The organism is Chelatococcus albus (assembly GCF_030067675.1).
In the GTDB taxonomy this organism is placed as follows: domain Bacteria; phylum Pseudomonadota; class Alphaproteobacteria; order Rhizobiales; family Beijerinckiaceae; genus Chelatococcus_A; species Chelatococcus_A albus.
The window spans coordinates 120678-140517 of record NZ_JASJEV010000009.1; the positions used below are offsets into that span (position 1 = coordinate 120678).

Annotated in this window: 21 protein-coding genes; 13 read left to right on the forward strand and 8 right to left on the reverse strand. The window is 67.8% G+C overall.

Annotation, left to right across the window (positions count from 1 at the left end; all coding sequences use genetic code 11):
• Nucleotides 1–219: 219 nt before the first annotated feature.
• On the reverse strand, nucleotides 220–1281 hold the full coding sequence (gene cobD / locus QNA08_RS14590; RefSeq protein WP_283741461.1) for a threonine-phosphate decarboxylase CobD: 1062 nt from the start codon (nucleotides 1279–1281) through the stop codon (nucleotides 220–222).
• Between cobD and cbiB the strand changes: the two genes are divergently transcribed.
• On the forward strand, nucleotides 1280–2251 hold the full coding sequence (gene cbiB / locus QNA08_RS14595) for an adenosylcobinamide-phosphate synthase CbiB (RefSeq protein WP_283741462.1): 972 nt from the start codon (nucleotides 1280–1282) through the stop codon (nucleotides 2249–2251). The two genes, cobD and cbiB, sit on opposite strands and share 2 nt — an antisense overlap.
• A gap of 137 nt (nucleotides 2252–2388) precedes the next feature.
• Nucleotides 2389–3564: a chymotrypsin family serine protease gene (locus QNA08_RS14600; RefSeq protein ID WP_283741463.1), complete on the forward strand. Its 1176-nt coding sequence runs from the start codon at nucleotides 2389–2391 to the stop codon at nucleotides 3562–3564.
• A 60-nt stretch (nucleotides 3565–3624) separates the two neighbouring features.
• Here the strand turns inward: QNA08_RS14600 and gpt are convergent, their stop codons facing one another.
• On the reverse strand, nucleotides 3625–4131 hold the full coding sequence (gene gpt / locus QNA08_RS14605) for a xanthine phosphoribosyltransferase (protein WP_283741464.1): 507 nt from the start codon (nucleotides 4129–4131) through the stop codon (nucleotides 3625–3627).
• A 130-nt stretch (nucleotides 4132–4261) separates the two neighbouring features.
• Nucleotides 4262–5014, reverse strand: coding sequence for a competence/damage-inducible protein A (locus QNA08_RS14610; protein ID WP_283741465.1), 753 nt, complete (start codon nucleotides 5012–5014; stop codon nucleotides 4262–4264).
• Nucleotides 5015–5130: 116 nt separating this feature from the next.
• Here QNA08_RS14610 and sfsA point away from each other — a divergent pair, with 116 nt between their 5' ends.
• Together sfsA and QNA08_RS14620 are read left to right on the forward strand one after the other, a co-directional pair.
• Entirely contained in the window at nucleotides 5131–5844 is a 714-nt protein-coding gene (sfsA, locus tag QNA08_RS14615; RefSeq protein ID WP_283741466.1) for a DNA/RNA nuclease SfsA, read from the forward strand.
• A 160-nt stretch (nucleotides 5845–6004) separates the two neighbouring features.
• Nucleotides 6005–6298, forward strand: coding sequence for a hypothetical protein (locus QNA08_RS14620; RefSeq protein ID WP_283741467.1), 294 nt, complete (start codon nucleotides 6005–6007; stop codon nucleotides 6296–6298).
• 141 nt (nucleotides 6299–6439) lie between these two features.
• Here QNA08_RS14620 and QNA08_RS14625 read toward each other — a convergent pair whose 3' ends face one another.
• The 3 genes from QNA08_RS14625 to QNA08_RS14635 form a co-directional block, all read right to left on the reverse strand.
• Nucleotides 6440–7279 carry an FkbM family methyltransferase gene (locus QNA08_RS14625; protein ID WP_283741468.1) on the reverse strand — a complete coding sequence of 280 codons (840 nt, stop codon included), beginning with the start codon at nucleotides 7277–7279 and terminating at the stop codon, nucleotides 6440–6442.
• Between the two features lie 79 nt (nucleotides 7280–7358).
• Nucleotides 7359–9059 carry a TadG family pilus assembly protein gene (locus tag QNA08_RS14630; RefSeq protein WP_283741469.1) on the reverse strand — a complete coding sequence of 567 codons (1701 nt, stop codon included), beginning with the start codon at nucleotides 9057–9059 and terminating at the stop codon, nucleotides 7359–7361.
• A gap of 16 nt (nucleotides 9060–9075) precedes the next feature.
• Nucleotides 9076–9495, reverse strand: coding sequence for a TadE family protein (locus QNA08_RS14635; RefSeq protein ID WP_283741470.1), 420 nt, complete (start codon nucleotides 9493–9495; stop codon nucleotides 9076–9078).
• A 219-nt stretch (nucleotides 9496–9714) separates the two neighbouring features.
• On the opposite strand from QNA08_RS14635, the gene map reads away from it, so the two are divergent.
• The 7 genes from map to QNA08_RS14670 all read left to right on the forward strand — a co-directional run bounded on the left by map (nucleotide 9715) and on the right by QNA08_RS14670 (nucleotide 17861).
• Nucleotides 9715–10542 (forward strand): type I methionyl aminopeptidase, encoded by an 828-nt coding sequence (gene map, locus QNA08_RS14640; RefSeq protein WP_283741471.1) that lies wholly within the window; start codon nucleotides 9715–9717, stop codon nucleotides 10540–10542.
• A gap of 6 nt (nucleotides 10543–10548) precedes the next feature.
• Complete coding sequence (radC, locus tag QNA08_RS14645) at nucleotides 10549–11253, forward strand: RadC family protein (RefSeq protein ID WP_283741472.1); 705 nt, start codon at nucleotides 10549–10551, stop codon at nucleotides 11251–11253.
• Nucleotides 11254–11418: 165 nt separating this feature from the next.
• Complete coding sequence (locus QNA08_RS14650; RefSeq protein ID WP_283741473.1) at nucleotides 11419–12843, forward strand: circularly permuted type 2 ATP-grasp protein; 1425 nt, start codon at nucleotides 11419–11421, stop codon at nucleotides 12841–12843.
• Between the two features lie 49 nt (nucleotides 12844–12892).
• A complete protein-coding gene (locus QNA08_RS14655; RefSeq protein ID WP_283741474.1) occupies nucleotides 12893–13837 on the forward strand; it encodes an alpha-E domain-containing protein in 945 nt (314 codons plus the stop codon).
• Nucleotides 13838–13857: 20 nt separating this feature from the next.
• Nucleotides 13858–14685: a transglutaminase family protein gene (locus QNA08_RS14660; protein WP_283741475.1), complete on the forward strand. Its 828-nt coding sequence runs from the start codon at nucleotides 13858–13860 to the stop codon at nucleotides 14683–14685.
• A 117-nt stretch (nucleotides 14686–14802) separates the two neighbouring features.
• Nucleotides 14803–15549 carry a proteasome-type protease gene (locus QNA08_RS14665; protein WP_283741476.1) on the forward strand — a complete coding sequence of 249 codons (747 nt, stop codon included), beginning with the start codon at nucleotides 14803–14805 and terminating at the stop codon, nucleotides 15547–15549.
• A gap of 98 nt (nucleotides 15550–15647) precedes the next feature.
• On the forward strand, nucleotides 15648–17861 hold the full coding sequence (locus QNA08_RS14670; protein ID WP_283741477.1) for a putative bifunctional diguanylate cyclase/phosphodiesterase: 2214 nt from the start codon (nucleotides 15648–15650) through the stop codon (nucleotides 17859–17861).
• Nucleotides 17862–17918: 57 nt separating this feature from the next.
• Here the strand turns inward: QNA08_RS14670 and QNA08_RS14675 are convergent, their stop codons facing one another.
• Nucleotides 17919–18515: an exopolysaccharide biosynthesis protein gene (locus QNA08_RS14675; protein ID WP_283741486.1), complete on the reverse strand. Its 597-nt coding sequence runs from the start codon at nucleotides 18513–18515 to the stop codon at nucleotides 17919–17921.
• Nucleotides 18516–18724: 209 nt separating this feature from the next.
• Entirely contained in the window at nucleotides 18725–18994 is a 270-nt protein-coding gene (locus QNA08_RS14680; RefSeq protein WP_283741478.1) for an usg protein, read from the reverse strand.
• Between the two features lie 286 nt (nucleotides 18995–19280).
• Here QNA08_RS14680 and groES point away from each other — a divergent pair, with 286 nt between their 5' ends.
• Together groES and QNA08_RS14690 are read left to right on the forward strand one after the other, a co-directional pair.
• Nucleotides 19281–19595, forward strand: coding sequence for a co-chaperone GroES (gene groES, locus QNA08_RS14685; RefSeq protein WP_283741479.1), 315 nt, complete (start codon nucleotides 19281–19283; stop codon nucleotides 19593–19595).
• 42 nt (nucleotides 19596–19637) lie between these two features.
• Nucleotides 19638–19840, forward strand: a 203-nt coding sequence (locus tag QNA08_RS14690; protein WP_283741480.1) for a TCP-1/cpn60 chaperonin family protein, incomplete at its 3' end; no start/stop codon positions are given.

Genomic DNA, 19840 nt, shown 5'->3' on the forward strand with positions numbered 1-19840 from the left:
ATTCGCGGCACATCGCCCGGAAGACGTCGCTGATCCACAGGCTTTCGACGTCCGCCACATCGGCGCGGCGCGCGGGCGAGGCCGCGTGACCGCCGCGACATCAACGCCGCTCGGAGGGCGATGTTCCGTCCTCCGGCGCTCTCCGCTCCGGCCGGGGCGCTCGCCCTTCACCTGCCGGACGGCTACGCGCGGGTTCGGACCCAGCGCGGTGCGCCAAGGTCAGGGCGAGCAGCCCAATGCTGCAGCCAGCCGTCGCCACCCGGCCTCCGTTCCCGGAAGCCCGAAGCGCAGGTGCCGGTGATCCTCCCCGAAACGCCGGACGAGGATGCCTGCCCGTCCGAGATGCTCGAACCAGGCCTGCGCGTGCTCCGTCTCGACGAGGCGGAACAGCGTGGTGCCGCCGCGCACGGGAAGGCCAGCTTCGGCAAGCATCGCGTCGAGCCGCAGGGCGTCGCAGGCGAGCCGGAATCGCGTGTTTGCCTGCCAGTCGCCGTCCCCGAGCGCCCGGGTGCCGACGGCGAGCGTCGGGCCGGAAACCGCCCAGGGGCCGATCATCTGGCGCAGACCGTCCGCGAGCGGCACGTCGCCCGTCACCGCGAAGCCGAGGCGCACGCCCGCAAGACCGAAGAACTTGCCGAAGGAGCGCAGCACCACGGTTGGCGGTGCTCCCGCGCCGAGCCGAGGCAGAAGGCTCGTGCCAGCAGGAGCGACATCGGCGAAAGCCTCGTCCACGACGAGAAGCCCGTCGCGCTCGGCAAGGCGCCGCGCCAGCGCCATGAGGTCGTCGGCCGATATCGTGCGCCCGTCCGGATTGTTGGGGTTGACGACGACGGCGACATCCGCGGCAGCGAGGTCCTCGAACCGCGAGACCACCGTCACAGCGTGGCCGTCCGCCTGCCAGCGATACGCATGCTCGGCATAGGTCGGGCCGAGCACGGCGACGCGGCCGGGCGGGCGCAGGCGCGGCAACAACTGGATGAGCGCCTGGGTGCCCGGCGCAGCGACGACCTGCGCCTCCCGGCCTGCCGCATAGGCGCGCGCGGCCGCGGCCTCCAGCAGGGCCTGCTCGCCCCTGTCCGGCAGGCGTTGCCACAGCTCGGGCGCGATGTCGGGAAGCGGAAAGGGAACCGGGTTGATGCCGGTCGAGAGATCAAGCCAGGGTTCGGGAGCCAGCGGAAAGGCCGCGCGGGCGGCGCCGAGATCCCCGCCGTGGAGGACGATCGTCCCCCTCCGAACGAAGGGTGGGCCGCCGGGCTCGACCGTGCTAGGGGCGCGCTTCATGGGCCTCTCGTCGTTCCTTCTCCTGAGCCTCGCGCTCGCCTACGAAGCTGCCGTGGGCTATCCGAAGGCGCTGTTTCGCGCTGTCGGCCATCCGGTCACGTGGATGGGTAGCCTGATCGCATGCCTCGACCGCGGGCTCAACCGTGACGAAGACCCGCCGCAGGCCCGGCGAACGAAGGGCGTTCTCGCGCTCATTGTGCTCATCGCCATTGCCGGCGGCACGGCATGGGTCCTGCAAGCGACGATGGACGTCCTGCCCTTCGGCATCCTCCTCGTCGCGCTTCTCGCGGCGAGCCTCCTCGCCCAGCGCAGCCTGCGCGAGCACGTCGAGGCGGTGGCCGCCGGCCTCGAGAAGGAAGGACTGGCCGGCGGACGCCGGGCCGTCTCGATGATCGTCGGGCGCAATCCCGAGACGCTCGACGAGGCAGGCGTCTGCCGCGCCGCTATCGAGAGCCTCGCGGAGAACTTCTCCGACGGTGTGGTGGCGCCTGCCTTCTGGCTCGGTGTGGCCGGCCTGCCCGGCATCGTGCTCTACAAGGCGATCAACACCGCCGACAGCATGATCGGCCACAAGACCGAGCGTCACCGCGCCTTCGGGTGGGCTTCTGCCCGTCTCGACGATCTCGTCAACCTGCCGGCCTCGCGCCTCACCGCATTGCTTGTCGTCGCCGCGGCGATCGTCACGCCGGGCGCCGACGCCGCCGCCGCCTGGCGGGCCGTGCGACGCGACGCACGGCACCACCGTTCCCCGAATGCCGGCTGGCCGGAAGCAGCCATGGCGGGCGCGCTCGGGCTGCGCCTCGCCGGGCCGCGTGTCTACGGCAGCACGCTCGTCGAGGACTTCTGGATGGGTGATGGCCGCGCCGAGGCGACCGTGGACGATATCCGGCGCGCACTGCAGCTGAACCGCATGGCCTACGTGATGATGTTCGGCCTCGCCGCCATGTTGCCGGGCTTGCTGTTCGTCTGACCCTCCGGCCCGGCGAGCGGGCATGGCGCGAGACGCATCGCAGCGTCGTCGCAGAGGCCCCGCATCGATCGGGGTACCGTGTGCCGTCCGGTCGGCCATCATGAGGGACGTTCGATTCGCATCGACGGAGGCCCGTGATGGAGATCGAGTCCGTGCGCGCGCTCAAACGCGAAATCATCGCGAGGGTGTTGCGCCCCCTGCTCCTGCGCAGTTTCGAGCTTGAGCAGAAGAGGCGGGCGGCCGAGCCCCGCCGCCTGCCGCTGCGCGAAGTCGCGCCCATCGCGCTGGGGATCGCGCCGGGTGGGCTCCTCGCGGTGCGCGTCCAACAACGCAACGCCGCCACCGCCCGCCTTGTCGAGGAGATGCGCTCCATGGCGCACGAGGAGGTCGAGGTGCGCTACGTCGGCTCGATCCGCAGCTTCGCCCGTGCGGGTGGCGCCGCCTGGCTGAGGGCGCGGCGGCGGCCGCTCGTCATCGGCGCCTCCATCGGCCATTTCGCCGTAACCGCTGGCACGCTCGGTGCCTTCGCCACCGAGCGCAAGACGGGCGCCACAGTCATCCTCGGCAACAACCATGTCCTCGCCGACGAGGATCGCGGACGCATAGGCGACGCGGTGCTGCAACCGGGAGCAGCCGACGGCGGCAGCCGCGCGAATGATCGGGTCGGCGCGCTCCTGCATTTCGTGGCGCTGAACCGCGAGAGCACGAATATCGTCGATGCGGCCGTCGCCACGATCGATGCGGACGTCGCCTTCGACGCCACGACGCTCACCGGATTCGGCAAGGTGAACGGCGCACGCGAGGAGCCGCTCCTCCCCGGCACGCCCGTCGCCAAGCTCGGCCGCACGACCGGACTGACACGCGGCATCGTCACCGCCATCGAGGTCGACGACGTCAGGGTCGACTACGATTCGGGCCGCCTCGTCTTCGACGACCAGATCGAGATCGAGGGCACCGACGGCGTTTTCAGCCGCGGCGGCGATTCCGGCTCCCTCATCGTCGACGAGAGAGGGCACGGATGCGGGCTCCTCTTCGCCGGCAGCACCACCGGCGGCAGCAACGGCCGCGGCCTCACCTACGCCAATCCGATCGATCGGGTGCTCGGAGCCCTCGGCCTCGCGTTGCCGGCGTTAGGCACGAGGCTTAGATTCTCGGCATGGCGACCGAGCTCGAGCGCGTCCGGCGGACCAAGGACAAGCTGCGCGAAAGCCTGCGCAACGACCCGCGTTGCGTCGGCATCGGCATCACGCGCGTCGGCAACCTCCTCGCCGTCAAGATCAACTGGCGCGAAGGCCCCTGCGAACCGGGCGTGACCACCGTCGACGGCGTGCCCGTCGTCAACGAGGTCGTCGGCCCGATCAAGGCACGCCGCCTCAGCCAGCCACGCCCTCGCGGATCGGCGGCTGGAAGGTGAGCCCCATGTCCCAGGGGAAATAGATCCAGGTGTCCTGCGACACCTCGGTGACGAAGGTGTCAACCATGGGCCGGCCCTGCGGCTTGGCGTAAACCGTGGCGAAATGGGCATTCGGCAGCATCTCGCGCACGATGCGCGCCGTCTTGCCCGTGTCGACGAGGTCGTCCACGACGAGGACCCCCTTGCCGGTGCCATCGCCGAGCGCCTTGATCTTCTCGTCGATGCCCTTGAGCACGACAAGCTCGCCCTGATTCTTGTAGTCGTGGTAGCTCGCGATGCACACGCTCTCGATGAGCCGGATCTCAAGCTCGCGCGCCACGATGGCGGCAGGCACGAGCCCGCCGCGCGTGATGCAGACGATGGCCTCGAACGGCCCCTCGCTGTGGATGCGCCAGGCGAGCGCCCGCGCATCGCGGTGGAACTGATCCCACGAAACGGGAAAGGCTTTCTGGGATGGGGGAACCATGCTCGAACCTCTGTTCCTCAGAGCGGGATGAGGAAGGGCGGAAGCCGGTCTGCCGTCCCATCCCCCTCTGGCTTGTTGGAATTGATCACGTTGCCGATCGCGGATCGCCTCTGCCCAGGATCATCGGGATCTATGCCGCGCGTCCGTGCCAGGCCGCGAGCATGGCCTCGACGGCCGCCTGGGCCGCCCGCAGCTTCGCCTCGTCGCGCGCGCGGACGACGACGTTCGTATTGAAGCCGCGCTCGTCGTTGAACGGATAGCTGCCGATGATCACGTCCGGATGCGCCTTGGCGATCTCGCCGAGCGGAATCGCGATGTCGCCTTCCTTGGCATCGGCGCGGATCGAGACGGACTGCATCTTCACACCGGTCTTCAGCTTCGGCGCCACCTCGTCGAGCATCGCCTGCATGATGGCGGGCACGCCGGCCATGACGATGACATTGCCGATCCAGAAGCCCGGCGCCTTCGACACGCTGTTCGCCACCAGCTCGGCGCCGTGCGGAATGCGCGCCATGCGCCGGCGCGCCGCGTTGAGGTCCTCCGGCCTGATCCGCTCAAGCAGCATGGCGATGGCGCGCGGATCCTCGTCGATCGGCACGCCGAAGGCCTTGGCGACACTGTCGGCGGTGATGTCGTCGTGGGTCGGGCCGATACCGCCCGTGGTGAAGAGATAGGTGTAGCGCTGCCGCAATGCGTTCACGGCCGCGACGATCTCGTCCTCCTCGTCCGGCACGACGCGGACCTCCTTGAGGTCGATGCCGATCGCGGTGAGATAGTCGGCAATGTAGCCGATGTTCCTGTCCTTGGTGCGCCCCGAGAGAATCTCGTCGCCGATGACGAGGAGGGCGGCGGTGACGGGTGCGGTTGCTGCGGCGTCGGCCATGGGGCTCTCCTTGATCGGCCTTTACCGTCAAGCGCGCCGCCCCTCAAGCGCCTTCGCCGGGTTGAGGGAGCACCTGTCCCCTGCTACGTCGGACCGTTCTCTCGATCGGACCGCCCATGCGCTTCCCCTCCCCGCTCGTCGAAGGCCGCCTTGTTCGCCGCTACAAGCGCTTCCTTGCCGACGTGGCGCTGCCGACGGGCGAGGAGATCACCGTTCATTGCGCCAATCCGGGATCCATGCTCGGCCTGACCGCCCCGGGCAATCGCGTGTTCCTGTCCCGCTCGTCGAACCCGGCGCGCAAGCTCGCGCATTCCTGGGAGATTGCCGAAGTCGACTTCGGCTGGCGCGGGCTCCAGATGGTGGGCATCAATACTGCCCATCCGAATGGACTCGCTGCGGAAGCGATCGCCGCGGGCCTCCTGCCGACGCTCGCGGGCTACGAGCGGCTGCGGCGCGAGGTGAAGTACGGCAGGGCGAGCCGCGTCGATATCCTGCTCGAGAGCGACGACCGCCCGCCCTGCTACGTCGAGGTGAAGAACGTCCATCTGATGCGCAGGCCCGGCCTCGCCGAGTTCCCGGATTCGGTGACGGCGCGCGGTGCCAAGCATCTGGAAGAGCTCGGCGACATGGTCGAGGCAGGCAACCGCGCGGCGATGCTCTTCGTGATCCAGATGGAAGCGGAGCGCTTCGACCTCGCCCGCGACATCGACCCCACTTATGCGGCGGCCTTTGCCCGCGCCCGGGCCCGCGGGGTCGAGGCCATGGCCGTGGCTTGCCAGGTCACGCCCGAGGCGATCGAGGCGACGTGTCTCGTTCCGCTCTTGGTGTGAGGCCGCTGGCTCATGGGGGCGGGCACGGAACCGACGCACGGTCTTGGCCCCCCTTCCCCGGATACCCATAACGCCTTCCCCCGACCCGGTTCCGTGGCAGCCTGCGGCTGAACGATGAAGGACGTTCGCCTTCGGCCGTGTTTGTACGAGGGGTGCCGCCATGATCCTTCGCCTGGCCTTCGCCCTGCTCATCGCCGCGCCCGGCGTGGCCTCGGCCCAGAGCGCCAAGGTTCCGAGGCTCGCCGTCGAAAAGAGTTGCCGCGGTGCGGCAGCCCAGGATCCCGGCGACAAGGGCACCTTCGACAGCTGCATGAAGGATGAGAACGACGCTCGCGCCGAGCTCGGGAAGCGATGGGCGACCTACAAGGCCGCCGACCGCCGCGAGTGCGTGAGCCTCACGACCTCTGAGCCTCACGACCTCGGACGCTCTGCCGAGCTGCGTCGAGGTCCTTGAATGTCTTGAGATGGCCAAGGATGCCACGGCCACGCCGAAGCCCTGACTGCCGCCTCGGCCTCCCACGGCCGCAGGGAGGAGCCGTGCGGCTGCCCCGGTGTGCCATACGAGCGGCGGTAACGGCCCCGGACCGCTGCTTTTTCAAGCGCGCTCGAAGATGAAGTTGAGGCGCGTCTTCTTGATGAGCCGGTAGCCCTTGTCTGTGAGCAGAGCCGGCAGATCGACCTGCCAGCGCCCGCTGCCGTCCTCGACGATGAGCAGCTTCGGGAACAGGCTCTCTGGCGCCGTGCGCAGGAACGGCTCGAGGATGAGGTCCTCGGCGCCCTCCACGTCGAGCTTGGCGGCGTCGATATGGGTCAAGCCCTCGCTCTGGGCGAGTGCGAGGAGCGTCGTCGCGGGCACCCGCAGCGCCGTTGTTCCGCTCGATCCGACGATCTTGACGCTCGACTCGCCCTTGTTGGCGGGGTCGAGGAACATGGTGAGCTCGCCCACCTTGTCGGCGACGGCGCAGGCCACGGCCTTGACGGTACCGAAGGGGTTGAGCCGGATGTTGAAGATCAGCCGCTCGAAGATGTCAGGCTGCGGCTCGACGGCGAGAATCCGCGCACTGGAGCCCGCCTTTGCGGCGACGAAGAGCGTGTAGGCACCGATGTTGGCGCCGATGTCGACGAAAACGAAACCGGGACGGATGCGCTGCGCCAGAGTTTCGCGCTCGGTGACGTCGAAATACTGCGGTGTGAAGAGGACGCGCTTCTCACAGACATTGTTGTAGGGATAGAGCCGCATCCTGGCCCCGAGTGTCTCGACGTCGAGCGGAGCACCGTCGAGGGCGCCGATGACGATCTGCCGCACGGCAAAGGCGAAGCGCTTTCCGAGCCAGCTGTCGGGCATCGCCCGCGTCACGGCGATCGCCCGACGGCCGAGGGGCGAAGGGGCGAAAGCGCCAAAGGGCTTTGTGTCGTGCGTGGGGAAATCGGCCATGCGCGTCGGAGGATCGTCGTCGAAGGCGGATCCATACACGCACGGCGCCCGCATGGCCAGACCAGGCGTGGCGGCCGCCTCAGTTGACCAGCACCGCTCCGTCGCAGCGCACGCCCTCGACCCACACATCCGCCTCGCCGAGGCGCAGGCCGAACGCGTTGAGAACCCCGCCGAGGAGCGTGTCGAGCGTCGGCGTCGCGCCCGTGAGCAGTGTCTTGAGGGCTCCCTTGACCAGATTGGAGTTGAAGAGCGGGCCGAGCAGATTGGAGCCGGGAACCTCGGCGTCGAGCTGCAGGTCGCTGACGAGGCCCGAGACGAGCGAACTCGTGTAGTCGCGCGTCTGAACGGTCTTCGCCCTGTGCTGGTCGATGTCGGCCTTCTGGAAGAGCAGGATCTCCTCGCGCAGATTGCTCATCACCACATGCGCCCGGCCCTTGACGCGGATCATTCCGGCGACGTCAACGAGCACCGCCTGGTTGGCGGACACGGGCGTCGTGAAATTCTTCATCTGCGCCGGCGTCACGTCGCCGATCCAGGCATCGACGACACCGGGCCTGGCCGCAATGCCGACCCTGATGTCCGTAGCCTGAGTGCCGCAGGTGATGCTCGCGAGGCGCGCATCGGCAGCCGCGACATCGACATGGACCGGCACGTTGACGACGGGTGGCAGGATGCCCGAGCCGACGAGCCCGATCTTCAGGTAGAGGCGCGTCTGGGCCGTGTGCACGGTTGTGCCGGTCGGCCCGACGGCGAACCATGACCTGCCCTGCGGTCGCTCGCCGATGGAGAGCTGAAGCTGTACGGAGGCGATGCCGGGCAGGTTCAGCGCCAGGCTGGCGTTCGCCTGGCGGCTTCCGTTGGCGAGCTGCGCCAGAGCCATCAGCATGTTGAGCGCCGACACGCTCGCCTCGAAGGGCGGGGCATCGCCGATGGCGTTGCCGGCATAGGGGCCGATGTCGAGGAGCTTCGACGTGGCCAGAGTAGCCGAAGCCAGCGCGCCACTGTTGCCGAGGAGCTGGAGCACCGACCGCGCGCGCGGATCGGCCCCGCCGTTGAGCGCATTGGCCGAAGCCTTGAGCGCGTCGGCGACCGAGACCGATCCGGTGAGCACATCCCTGTACGTGCCCGCGGACACGCGCGCCTGGATGCGCAACGCGTCGAGGAAGCGCAGCGCGTCGATGCGCGCGGTTGCGAGCGCTTCGTAATCCATGACGGTAAGCGCGACATTGGTCCCGAGCAGCGCGCCGAGGAGACTGTTGAGGAGGCCCCCGTTCAGGCTCGCGAGGCGGCTGCCGATCGAGAAGGCGGCCATCTGGGAGGTCGCGGCTGTCGCCTCGACACTGATCGGGAAACTGTCTGAACCGGAGACGACGCGACCGAGCAGGATCGGGGCCGAGGTCCTGAACCGCACGCGAGCGGCATTGGCCGCCGCCCCTCCGCCCGGCACGAAGCGGCCGCTCGACGGCAGGCTCGGGTCGGGCGTGTAGACCCCGGGCTGGACGATGAGCTCCTGCACGTCGTCAAAGCCGTTGTCCGTCAGGGACGAGCGCGCGAGGCCCGTGGCATTGGCGAGGTTGCTGGCGGCGACCATCGCAGCGATATCGGCGGCGGCCTGGGCCCTGCGCCGCGTTGTATAGGCGTTGCCCACATCCGCCACGATGGCTGCCATGCCGAGCAGCGCGACGATCGCGGCCGCGCCGATGATGGCGACCCCACCGCGGCGATCTTCGCGGAACCTGCACCAGGAGCTGGACAGGAAGGACGCCAGTGTCCGGGCCATGTGCACCGCCCTTGGTCTAGAAGCCTCCGCGCCGCACGACGGCAGTCTTGACGATCTGATCGGAGGGGATGGGCAATATCCCGCCGAAGCCCGCGAGCCCGAGATGCGAGGCATCGTAACGCACGGTCACCGCGAAGCGGTTCGGGTCAGCGGGGTCGGGCGCGGCGTCCACCGTGACGTGGTCCGCCTTGAGAAAGGGATAGCTTCCGATCGTCGCCATCACCTGCTGGCGGGCAAGGGTCGAACGCTCGCTTGCGCTCATGCCGGCGACGGAAGCCCGTGCCGCCTCGGCCGCCAGCTGCTGCACGCCGTGCGCCACGCCGAAATAGAGGCCGTAGAACAGGAGCCCGCATAGAATAAGGACGAAGGCGGGGGCCACGAAGGCGAACTCGATGGCGGCCGCGCCTTCCGTTCTGGCTATCAGTCGTTGCATCATGTGCATGACAACGCCCTTTGAGAGAGATTTACACGCATTAGTTGCTAACAAGGCGTTAAGTTGGAATATTTCCGTATTGTCACTGGGATGATTGCAACTTTAGCGAGCAACACCGCCCGATCGGTCGGCCATTCGCGTCACCGTCCTTGCACCCGGCGACGGGTCGCATAGATTGAGCGCAGAACGGAGCGGGCGCGGCGCGTCCCAGACCAGCATCCGATGATCGACCTCGACACAGCACTTGCCCCTCGCAGGGCCAACGACATCACGATCTATGGCCCTGAAGGTTTTGAGGGCATGCGCCGTGCCGGGCGGTTGACGGCCGAGTGCCTGGACATGCTCGTCGAGCATGTCCGCCCCGGTGTCAGCACGCAGGCGATCGACGATCTCGTCTTCACCTTCGGCATGGACCACGGTGCCTATCCGGCAACCTTGATGTATCGCGGCTACCGCTACTCGTGCTGCACCTCGATCAATCATGTCGTCTGCCACGGGCAGCCCAACGACAAGCCGCTGCGCGAGGGGGACATCGTCAATATCGACGTGACCTTTATCGTCGACGGCTGGCACGGCGACTCGAGCCGCACCTACGCCGTGGGGGAGATCCCGCGCCGGGCCCAGCGCCTTCTGGATGTGACCTATGAATCGATGATGCGCGGCATCGCCGCCATCAAACCGGGCGCCACGACCGGAGACATCGGCGCCGCCATCCAGGAATATGCCGAAGCCGAGCGCTGCTCCGTGGTGCGCGACTTCTGCGGCCACGGCCTCGGGCGCCACTTCCACGAACAGCCGAGCATCCTGCACTTCGGCCGCCGCGGCGAGGGCGTGGAACTCAGGCCCGGCATGTTCTTCACCGTCGAGCCGATGATCAATCTCGGCCGCCCGCACGTGAAGGTCCTGTCCGACGGCTGGACGGCCGTGACGCGTGACCGCTCGCTGACCGCCCAGTACGAACACACCGTCGGCGTGACGGAGACAGGCGTCGAGATCTTCACCCTGTCGCCGAAGGGGCTCGATCAGCCCCCCTTCAACCGGACCGCCTGAAAGCCCATGGGCGATCGGGCCGACGCCGGGGCGCGGCAGGAGCCGCACTATCACGGCCATCGCAATCGCCTTCGCGCCCGCTTCCGGGAGGCCGGAGGCGATGCCCTGCCCGACTACGAGTTGCTGGAGCTCCTGCTCTTCCGGTCGATCCCCCGACGGGACGTCAAGCCTCTCGCCAAGGCGCTGCTGAAGCGCTTCGGTTCCTTTGCCGAGGTCCTGGCCGCCCCCGCCGATCGCCTGGCCGAGGTGGACGGCATCGGCGAGAGCGTGGTGAGCGACCTCAAGGTGGTGGAGGCCGCCGCACGTCGGCTGGCCAAGGGCGCCATCGCCGCGCGTCCCGTGCTCTCGTCCTGGACCGCGGTCATCGACTATTGCCGCACGGTGATGGCCTTCGCCGACAAGGAACAGTTCCGCATCCTGTTCCTCGACAAGCGCAACGCGCTCATTGCCGACGAAGTGCAACAGACCGGCACGGTCGACCATGCCCCGGTCTATCCCCGCGAGGTCGTCAAGCGTGCCCTGGAGCTCTCGGCGACCGCCCTGATCCTTGTGCACAACCACCCTTCCGGCGATCCGACACCGTCGTCGGCCGACATCCGCATGACGCGCGAGATCGCCGAGATCGCGAAGCCGCTCGGCATCGAGCTGCACGACCACATCGTCGTCGGCCGCCAGGGCCACGCGAGCTTCCGCGGCCTGCGCCTCCTCTGAACGCGCCCGAAGCGCCCAAGGGCGCGGCAGGTTGCCCGGCCTTTGCGCAAAATCGTCCCATGCCCCGTCGCCGGGGCGATGTTCACCCACCCCGTTCCGTTGGCACGCGGCTTGCGGCACACTCGCAGGCAAGCCGCAGGCAGGACGGCGAAAGGGGGAGCGGCCATGGCGACAGCCTTCGACGAGATGACGGGTGTCCCAGGGGCCACGGAGGTGCGCGAGGCCTACGTAACCCTGAAGCGATGGCTGGAAACGACGCCGAGGCATCTCCTGGACACGCGCCGCAGCCAGGCGGAACTCTTCTTCCGGCGTATCGGCATCACGTTCGCGGTCTACGGCGAGGTGGAGGCGAGCGAGCGCCTCATCCCCTTCGACATCATTCCGCGGGTGCTGCTCAAACGCGAGTGGGAGATTCTCGAACGCGGCCTCAAGCAGCGCGTGACCGCCCTCAACCGCTTCCTTGCCGATATCTACGGCCCGCGCGAGTGCCTGCGGGCCGGCGTCCTGCCGGAGGATCTCGTCTACCGCAATCCCTGCTTCCGCCTCGAGATGGCGGGCGTTAAGGTGCCCCACGACATCTACGCCCATATCGCCGGCATCGACGTGGTGCGGGTCGACGCCGACACCTTCTATGTGCTCGAGGACAACGTCCGCACACCCTCGGGGGTCTCGTACATGCTCGAGAACCGGGAAGTGATGCTGCGGCTGTTCCCGGAGCTCTTCGAGGAGCACCGCGTCGCCCCGGTGGAGGACTATCCGGACGCCCTTCTCGCGAGCCTGCGGTCGGTCGCTCCGGCTGGCGCAGGGCGTGATCCGACGGTCGTGCTCCTGACCCCCGGCCAGTACAACTCGGCCTTCTACGAGCATTCCTTCCTTGCCGACAAACTCGGGGTCGAGCTCGTCGAGGGGCCGGACCTCTTCGTGCGCGACGATGTCGTCTGCATGCGCACGACGGAAGGCGCGAAGCGCGTCGACGTGATCTACCGCCGCATCGACGACGACTTCCTCGATCCCCTCGTGTTCCGGCCGGATTCCGTGCTCGGCGTCGCGGGCCTGATGAGCGCCTACGAGGCCGGCAACGTCACCCTGGCCAATGCGGTCGGCACCGGGGTCGCGGACGACAAGGCCGTCTACAGCTACATGCCGGAGATCGTGCGCTTCTTCACAGGCGAGGAGCCCATCCTGAAGAATGTCCCGACCTGGCGCTGCCGGGAAAGGGAAGCTCTCGCCTATGTTCTCGACCGCCTGGACGAGCTCGTGGTCAAGGAGGTCAACGGCTCGGGCGGCTACGGCATGCTCATCGGCCCGCATGCGAGCCGGCAGGAGCGCGAGCAGTTCCGGCGCAAGCTGCGGCACGCTCCGGACGGCTTCATCGCCCAACCGACACTGGCGCTATCCACCTGCCCGACCTTCGTAGCCGAGGGCATGGCACCCCGGCATGTCGACCTGCGCCCCTTCGTCCTTACCGGGGCGGACGGCTGCCGCGTCGTGCCGGGAGGCCTGACCCGCGTGGCGCTGAAGGAGGGTTCGCTCGTCGTCAACTCGAGCCAGGGCGGCGGCACGAAGGACACGTGGGTGCTCGATGCCTGAGGGGATCGCCGACCTCCGCTCCTTCCCGACCGCGAACGACGGGTGACCGATGCTCTCGCGCACCGCCGACCATCTGTTCTGGACCGCGCGCTACCTCGAGCGTGCCGATTTTCTCGCGCGCATCCTCGACGCCACCACGAGGCTCACTGCCTTGCCCGCGAGCTACGGCCGCCCCGGCAATGAATGGGAAAGCGCCGTCGCCTCCTCCGGCTGCGCCGCCGGCTTCTACGCGCTCTACGACGGCGCGAACGAATATACGGTGCGCGATTTCCTCGCCTTCAGCCCGACCAATCCCTCTTCCATTCGAAACTGCCTGTCGGTGGCGCGCAACAATGCGCGTGCGGTGCGCACGGCCCTGACCATCGAGATGTGGGAGGCCATCAACGATGCGTGGCTGGAGCTGCGGCGGTTCGACGCGAAGGCCATGGACCGCGAGGAATTCGCCCGTTTCCTCGAGTGGGTGAAGGCCGTTTCCCTCGCCTTCGAAGGCTCATCGCATCGCACCATGCTGCGCAACGACGCCTATTGGTTCACGCGCCTCGGTACCGCCATCGAGCGGGCGGATAACACCGCCCGGATTCTCGACGTGAAATACCATGTCCTGCTTCCCGCGACCGAGCAGGTCGGCGGCAGCCTCGACTACTTCCAGTGGACCACCATCCTGCGCGAGGTCTCGGCGCTCACTGCCTATCACTGGGTCTATCGCGAGAGCGTCAAGCCCTGGCTCGTGGCCGATCTCCTCATCCTCAACCGGCAGATGCCACGCTCGCTCACGAGCTGTTACGAGACGCTCGTGCGCCACCTCGACCTCATCGCCGAGGCCTACGGCATGCGCGGCGCGAGCCAGCGTGTCGCGAGCACGACCCTGGCGCGCCTGACCGGCACGCGCATGGAGGATGTCTTCCAGTCCGGTCTGCACGAGTTCATCTCGGGCTTCATCGCCGACAACAACAGGCTCGGCGTCACCATCGCCGAGCAATATCTCATGCCCTGAGCCGGAGGGCGGCTGCCACCATGCGCATCCGCATCGCCCACGTCACCGCCTATCACTACGACCGCCCGGTGAAGGCCGTCATCCAGACGCTGCGCCTGACGCCGCGCGCCCACGACGGACAACACATCCTCGCCTGGCGCGTGGAAGTCGATGGCGCTGCCCGCCTGTCGCCGGGGGAGGATGCGCTTGGCAACCGGCTGCACGTGCTGTCGGCGGAAGGCACGCTCGACAGCCTCGGCGTCAGGGTCGAGGGCGAGGTCGAGATGCTTGACACCCACGGCGTCGTCCGCGGCGCCGTGGAACGTTTCCCCGAGACTGTCTTCCTGCGCGAGACGCCGCTCACGGCGCCGGACGAGGCGCTGTGCGCCTTCGCCGATGCTGCCGCCAGCCGCGGAACGAGGGACCGCCTGGCGCTTCTTCATCACCTGCTCGAAGCCATCCACCGTGAGATGACCTTCGACACCGAACCGACCCACGCCGCAACGACGGCCGCCGAGGCCTTCGCCCTGCGCCGCGGCGTCTGCCAGGATCTGACTCACGTCTTCCTCGCCGCCTGCCGCCATCTCGGCATTCCTGCCCGCTATGTCTCAGGCTATTTCCTGCGCGGAGACGGCGTGGTCGTGCAGGAGGCGGGCCACGCCTGGGCCGAGGCCTACGTGCCCGCCCTCGGCTGGGTGGGATTCGACGCCGCCAACGGCATCAGCCCGACGGATGCCCATGTCCGCGTCGCGATCGGGCTTGATTACCTCGGAGCGGCCCCCGTGCGCGGCGCCCGCACGGGCGGCGGTGCGGAGGCCCTCTCGGTCTCCCTGCGCATCGAGCAGGCCGCGTGGCAGACGCAGGCTTGAAATGGCGCGTGGCATGCGCCAAACCCTCGCGCTTGGAGCCTGACCATCGGGGGCGGAGGCCGGTTCGGCCGAGAATGTCCGGGCGGCGAGCAGGCCAATGGGTGGAGGCTGGCGACGATGACCTATTGCGCGGGCATCCTGGTTCAGGACGGGCTGGTGATGATCGCCGACACGCGCACCAACGCCGGCCTCGATAACGTCTCCACCTTTCGCAAGCTGCACCTCTTCGAGGAGCCGGGCGAGCGCATCCTCGCGCTTGCCTCGGCCGGCAACCTGTCCCTGTCGCAGTCGGTGATCAGCCTGCTCACCGAGGGGATCCCGAATGGGGAGACGGGCGAGCTCGAGAAACTGGACGACGCCCCGACGGTCTTTCGCGCCGCGCAACTCGTGGGCCGGGCCATCCTCAACCTCCGGCGGACGATGGGGCAGGCCCTGGAGGAGGCGCGCGTCGGTTTTGACGTGTCCTTCCTCCTCGGCGGGCAGATCAAGGACGGGCCGATGCGGCTCTTCATGATCTACTCCGCCGGCAATTTCATCGAATGCGGCATGGATGCGCCCTTCCTGCAGATCGGCGAACACAAGTATGGCAAGCCCATCCTCGATCGCGCGGTCACCTTCGAGACCAATCTTTTCGACGCGCTGAAGATCGGCCTCATCTCGATGGATTCAACCATGCGTTCGAACATCGGCGTCGGCCTGCCGATCGACCTCGTCGTCGTCCGGCGCGATGCCCAGAAGGCCGAGATCGTCCATCGCATCGAGGCGAGCGAACCCTACTTCAGCGACCTCAGGGAGCGCTGGTCGGCGGCACTGCGCGCCGCCCACATGGCGATCCCGCGCCCGCCCTACGGGCCCTCCGCCTGATTCCGCACCCGGCACGCCCGAAAGGCGGCTGGCCCGGGAAACCTGATATAAAGGAAGATCACCCACAGTCCGGCATCCACCTGCGCCAACGCAAGGTCATGCCGGTCTTGTCCGTCTTCGGCTCACGCACCTCGACCTCACTCGCCTCGCGCCTCGTCTGGCCGATGGCGGCGATCCTGGCGGGCACCCTCGTTCTCGTCATCGCGACGATGCTCTGGACCAGCGACGGCGCGAACGAGATGGCCGGCGAGCGACAGCGGAACCAGATTGCCAATGCGCTGGCGGAGGAGATGAGCCAGGCGCAGCGCCATCTCGGTGAGCTTGCACGTTCCGAGGATGTCGCCGCAGCCGCCCGGGAAACCAGTGCCGCGGCGCGCCTGCACAAGGTGCTGTGCGAGCGCGGTGCGCGCCTGTTCGGCTTCGATGGTGTCTTCGTCGTGACCCGCGAGGGGGATTTCGTCACGGGTTTCGACGACGGCGCCGAGGTCGCGCAGGACGGGTTCGCCGCTCGGCTGTCTCTTTTGCAACCGACCATCTCCGACCTCGAAGGGCGGCTCCGGCTGACGCCGGCCGGCGAAGGCCCGCAAGATCCCCCCGCCGCATGGATCAGCGAGACTGGTGCCTCCCAGCTCGTCTATGATCAGGGCGCCGCCTATGCCGTGGTGGCCGTCCCGGTCGGACAGCGGCTGACCGCTGTCGCCTATCTGCACCTCGACCAGGGATTTCTCGATCGGTTGGCTGCGCGCCATTCCATCGGGCACCTGTCCATCGTCACCCCTCCTGTCGCCGAGGGCTCGGTCTCCCTGCCGCTGCGCGACACGAGGGGCCGCAACGTGGCCTTCCTGGCGTGGGAGCCGGAACGGCCGGGCGATCTCGTTCGCGAGCGCTTCGTGCCCACGATCCTGCTCGTGGTTCTGGCGGCGATGATCTTCTCGCTCCTGATCTTCGCCCATGTGCAGCGCGTCGCCGTCGATCTCGCCCGCAGCCAGGACGAGGCGCAGCGGCTCGCGGGCCACGATCCGCTCTCGGGCCTGCCCAACCGCCTGCTCTTCGCGGAGCGGCTCGACCAGGAACTCGCCCGCATCCGGCGCAATGGCGAAGGGCTCGCCGTCATGTTCCTGGACCTCGACCGCTTCAAGGACGTGAACGACACCTACGGTCACGAGGCCGGCGACGAGCTCATCCGCCTGGTCGCGCGGCGACTGTCCGATCTCCTGCGCGGTGCCGATACGCTGTCGCGCTTCGGCGGGGACGAATTCTCGATCATCCAGACGGAGCTGAAGGACGCCCGCGACGCCGAGGCGCTCGCCCGGCGCATCCTCGACGCTCTCACTCGGCCCTTCGAGCTCGCGGCGGGTCCGGTGACCATCGGCGTCTCCATCGGCATCGCGCTGAGCCCGCGCAATGGCATCGAGCGCGAGGCATTGATGCGCCTCGCCGATACGGCCCTCTACCAGGCGAAGAACGAGGGCCGGAATCGCTACAGCTTCTTCGAGCGGCAGATGGACGAGGCCCTGCGCCTGCGCAAGATCGTCGAGGACGACCTGCGCAACGCCATCGCCAATGACGGCCTCACCCTTCACTACCAGCCGCAGATGTCCGCCGACGGGGAGACGATCGTCGGCGTCGAGGCGCTGGTGCGCTGGCCGCATCCGCGCCAGGGGCTGATCACACCAAACCGGTTCATCTCGGTCGCGGAGGAGCGCGGCCTCATTATCCCCTTGGGAGAATGGGTGCTGCGCCGGGCCTGCGAGGATGCGAAGCGCTGGCCCAACCTGCGCGTCGCCGTCAACGTCTCGGCCATCCAGTTCCGTCATCGGGACTTTGTGCGCAGCGTCATGCGCATCGTGACGGAATCGGGGATCGACCCCACGCGCCTGGAGCTCGAACTGACGGAGGGGGTGGTCGTCGACGATGCCGATGCGGCGGAAGAGGCGATGATGGAGCTGCGCGCGCTCGGCATACGCCTCGCGCTCGACGATTTCGGCACGGGTTATTCGAGCCTCATCTATCTGCGCCGCTTCGCCATCGACAAGATCAAGATCGACCGCTCGTTCCTAGAGAGCATGGAGACGACGGGCGAGTCGGCGATCCTCGTGCATTCGATCGTCCATCTCGGCCGAGCCCTCGGGCTCACCGTCACGGCCGAAGGCGTGGAAACGCGCGAGCAGCACCAGTTCCTGCAGGCCCTCGGCTGCCACGAGTTGCAGGGCTATCTGTTCTCCAAGCCTGTTCCGGCGGAGGAGATCGACCGCATGCTCGCCATGGCCTCCGACGAGCCGAAGGATACGGGCGGCACCGCCGTCGCGTAGTGACAGGCCCCGGTCGCGCCCGCGGCGCGCTCGTCGTCGCGCAGCCCCGTGGGATATTCAGAGAATCGCCTCAAGCCCGCTCACGAGCGCGACGACAAAGCCGAGGCTCAGGCTGATGCCCGCCGCGCCGACGAGGAACCCGGCAATCACCACCACACCATCCCGCTCGACGAGGCCGAGGCCGATGAGACAGGCCGCGAGCCCGAGCGGGATCTGCCCGACAAAGGGCGCCGCCACGAGCAGACCGAGGGCCACGACGAGCAGCACAACCCCCACGAGGCGCATGCCGAGAGCGGTCTCGAAAACGCGAAGGCGGGGCTTCGACCAGCGCTCCAGGCGGCGCAGCGCCGGCAGAGCCCGGCCAACGGCGCTGGCGACCTCCGCCCGTGCCACCGATTTGTCGAGAAGCCGGCGCGGCAGCCAGGGAGTCGCCCGGCGAAGCACGATCTGTAGCGCGACGAAGGCCAGCAGGATGCCGCTGATGAGCGGAATGGGCGGCGGCATGGGCAGGCAGTTGGGCAGGGCCAGCACCACCACGAGCAGGGCGAAGGCCTGTTGCCGCAACGCCTCCACGATCTCGCGAACGGTCAGGCGCTCGTCCTCGCCGGCCGCGAGCGCGATGAGGACGGCGGACGTGCGGGCGGCGTTCGGCACGATGGGAGCTGGAAGACGCGCGTGATGCAAGGCCGCCTTCCATAGCCCAGCCGCGCGGGCGGGCCAAGTCCGCCTCTGTTCTGCTGGGCGTCGGGCGGGGTCATGGCGCGGCGCGCCGAGCCCAGAACGTCGCACGGGCGGTTCAGCCCGTGTGCGGCATGATTGTTCCCCCCCGCGAGGCAACTGCGCAACGGGGGGCCACGATCGTCTCAGTGCAATGTGATGACGCCGCTCACCGTGCGGAACTCGACCGGCCTGATCAGCTCGCAATGGGCCACCGTCACGGAGTGCAGCGGTCCATCGAGTGTGCGCCGCCAGAAGTCGAGGAAGCGGTGCAGCTCCGGGAAATCCGGCGCGATGTCATATTCCTGCCAGATGTAGGTCTGCAGCAGCATCGGATGGTCCGGCAGCCTGTAGAGAATCGTCGCCGTCGTCAGGCCGTAGCCGGCGAGCTGCCGAATGAAGTCCTTCGAGACCATGATCCCTCCTCTCCCTTCCGGGAATTGTGAGTGAAGGACCCGCCCATCATCAATTCACAAATATGAATTTTCTGTTTAATTTCAATTGATTAGCAGCGCTCTCGCCACACTGCTGACAACTGTCCTGCCTCTTAGCACTCTCGCCGCGAGAGTGCTAAGATTTTCCGGTCTCGCTCTTGAGAGCGTTTTTTGGCTTCATATCTCGCGCGCGAGCCGGGAACACGCCGTCCACCAGAGCGTGCCGGGTCGGGCCGATGCGAGGAAACAATGCTGCGGGAGGTTCGCGATGAAATTCCGTCCCTTGCATGACCGCGTGGTCGTCCGCCGCCTGGAAAGCGAAGAGAAGACCAAGGGCGGCATCATCATCCCTGATACCGCCAAGGAGAAGCCCCAGGAAGGCGAAGTCGTCGCCGTCGGCCCCGGCACGCGCGACGAGAAGGGCAAGCTCGTTGCCCTCGACGTCAAGAAGGGCGATCGCGTGCTCTTCGGCAAATGGTCGGGCACCGAGGTGAAGATCGATGGTCAGGAGCTCCTCATCATGAAGGAGTCCGACATCCTGGGTGTTCTCGAGAATGTGGAGGCGAAGAAAAGGGCCGCCTGATCGGAAGGCTTTCGGTCTCACGCCTGACAGGGAGTGACGAACATGGCTGCCAAGGAAGTGAAGTTTTCGGCCGACGCGCGCGAGAAGATGCTGCGCGGTGTCGACATCCTCGCCAGTGCGGTCAAGGTGACGCTCGGCCCCAAGGGGCGCAACGTCGTCATCGAGAAATCGTTCGGCGCCCCCCGCATCACCAAGGACGGCGTCACCGTCGCCAAGGAGATCGAGCTCGAGGACAAGTTCGAGAA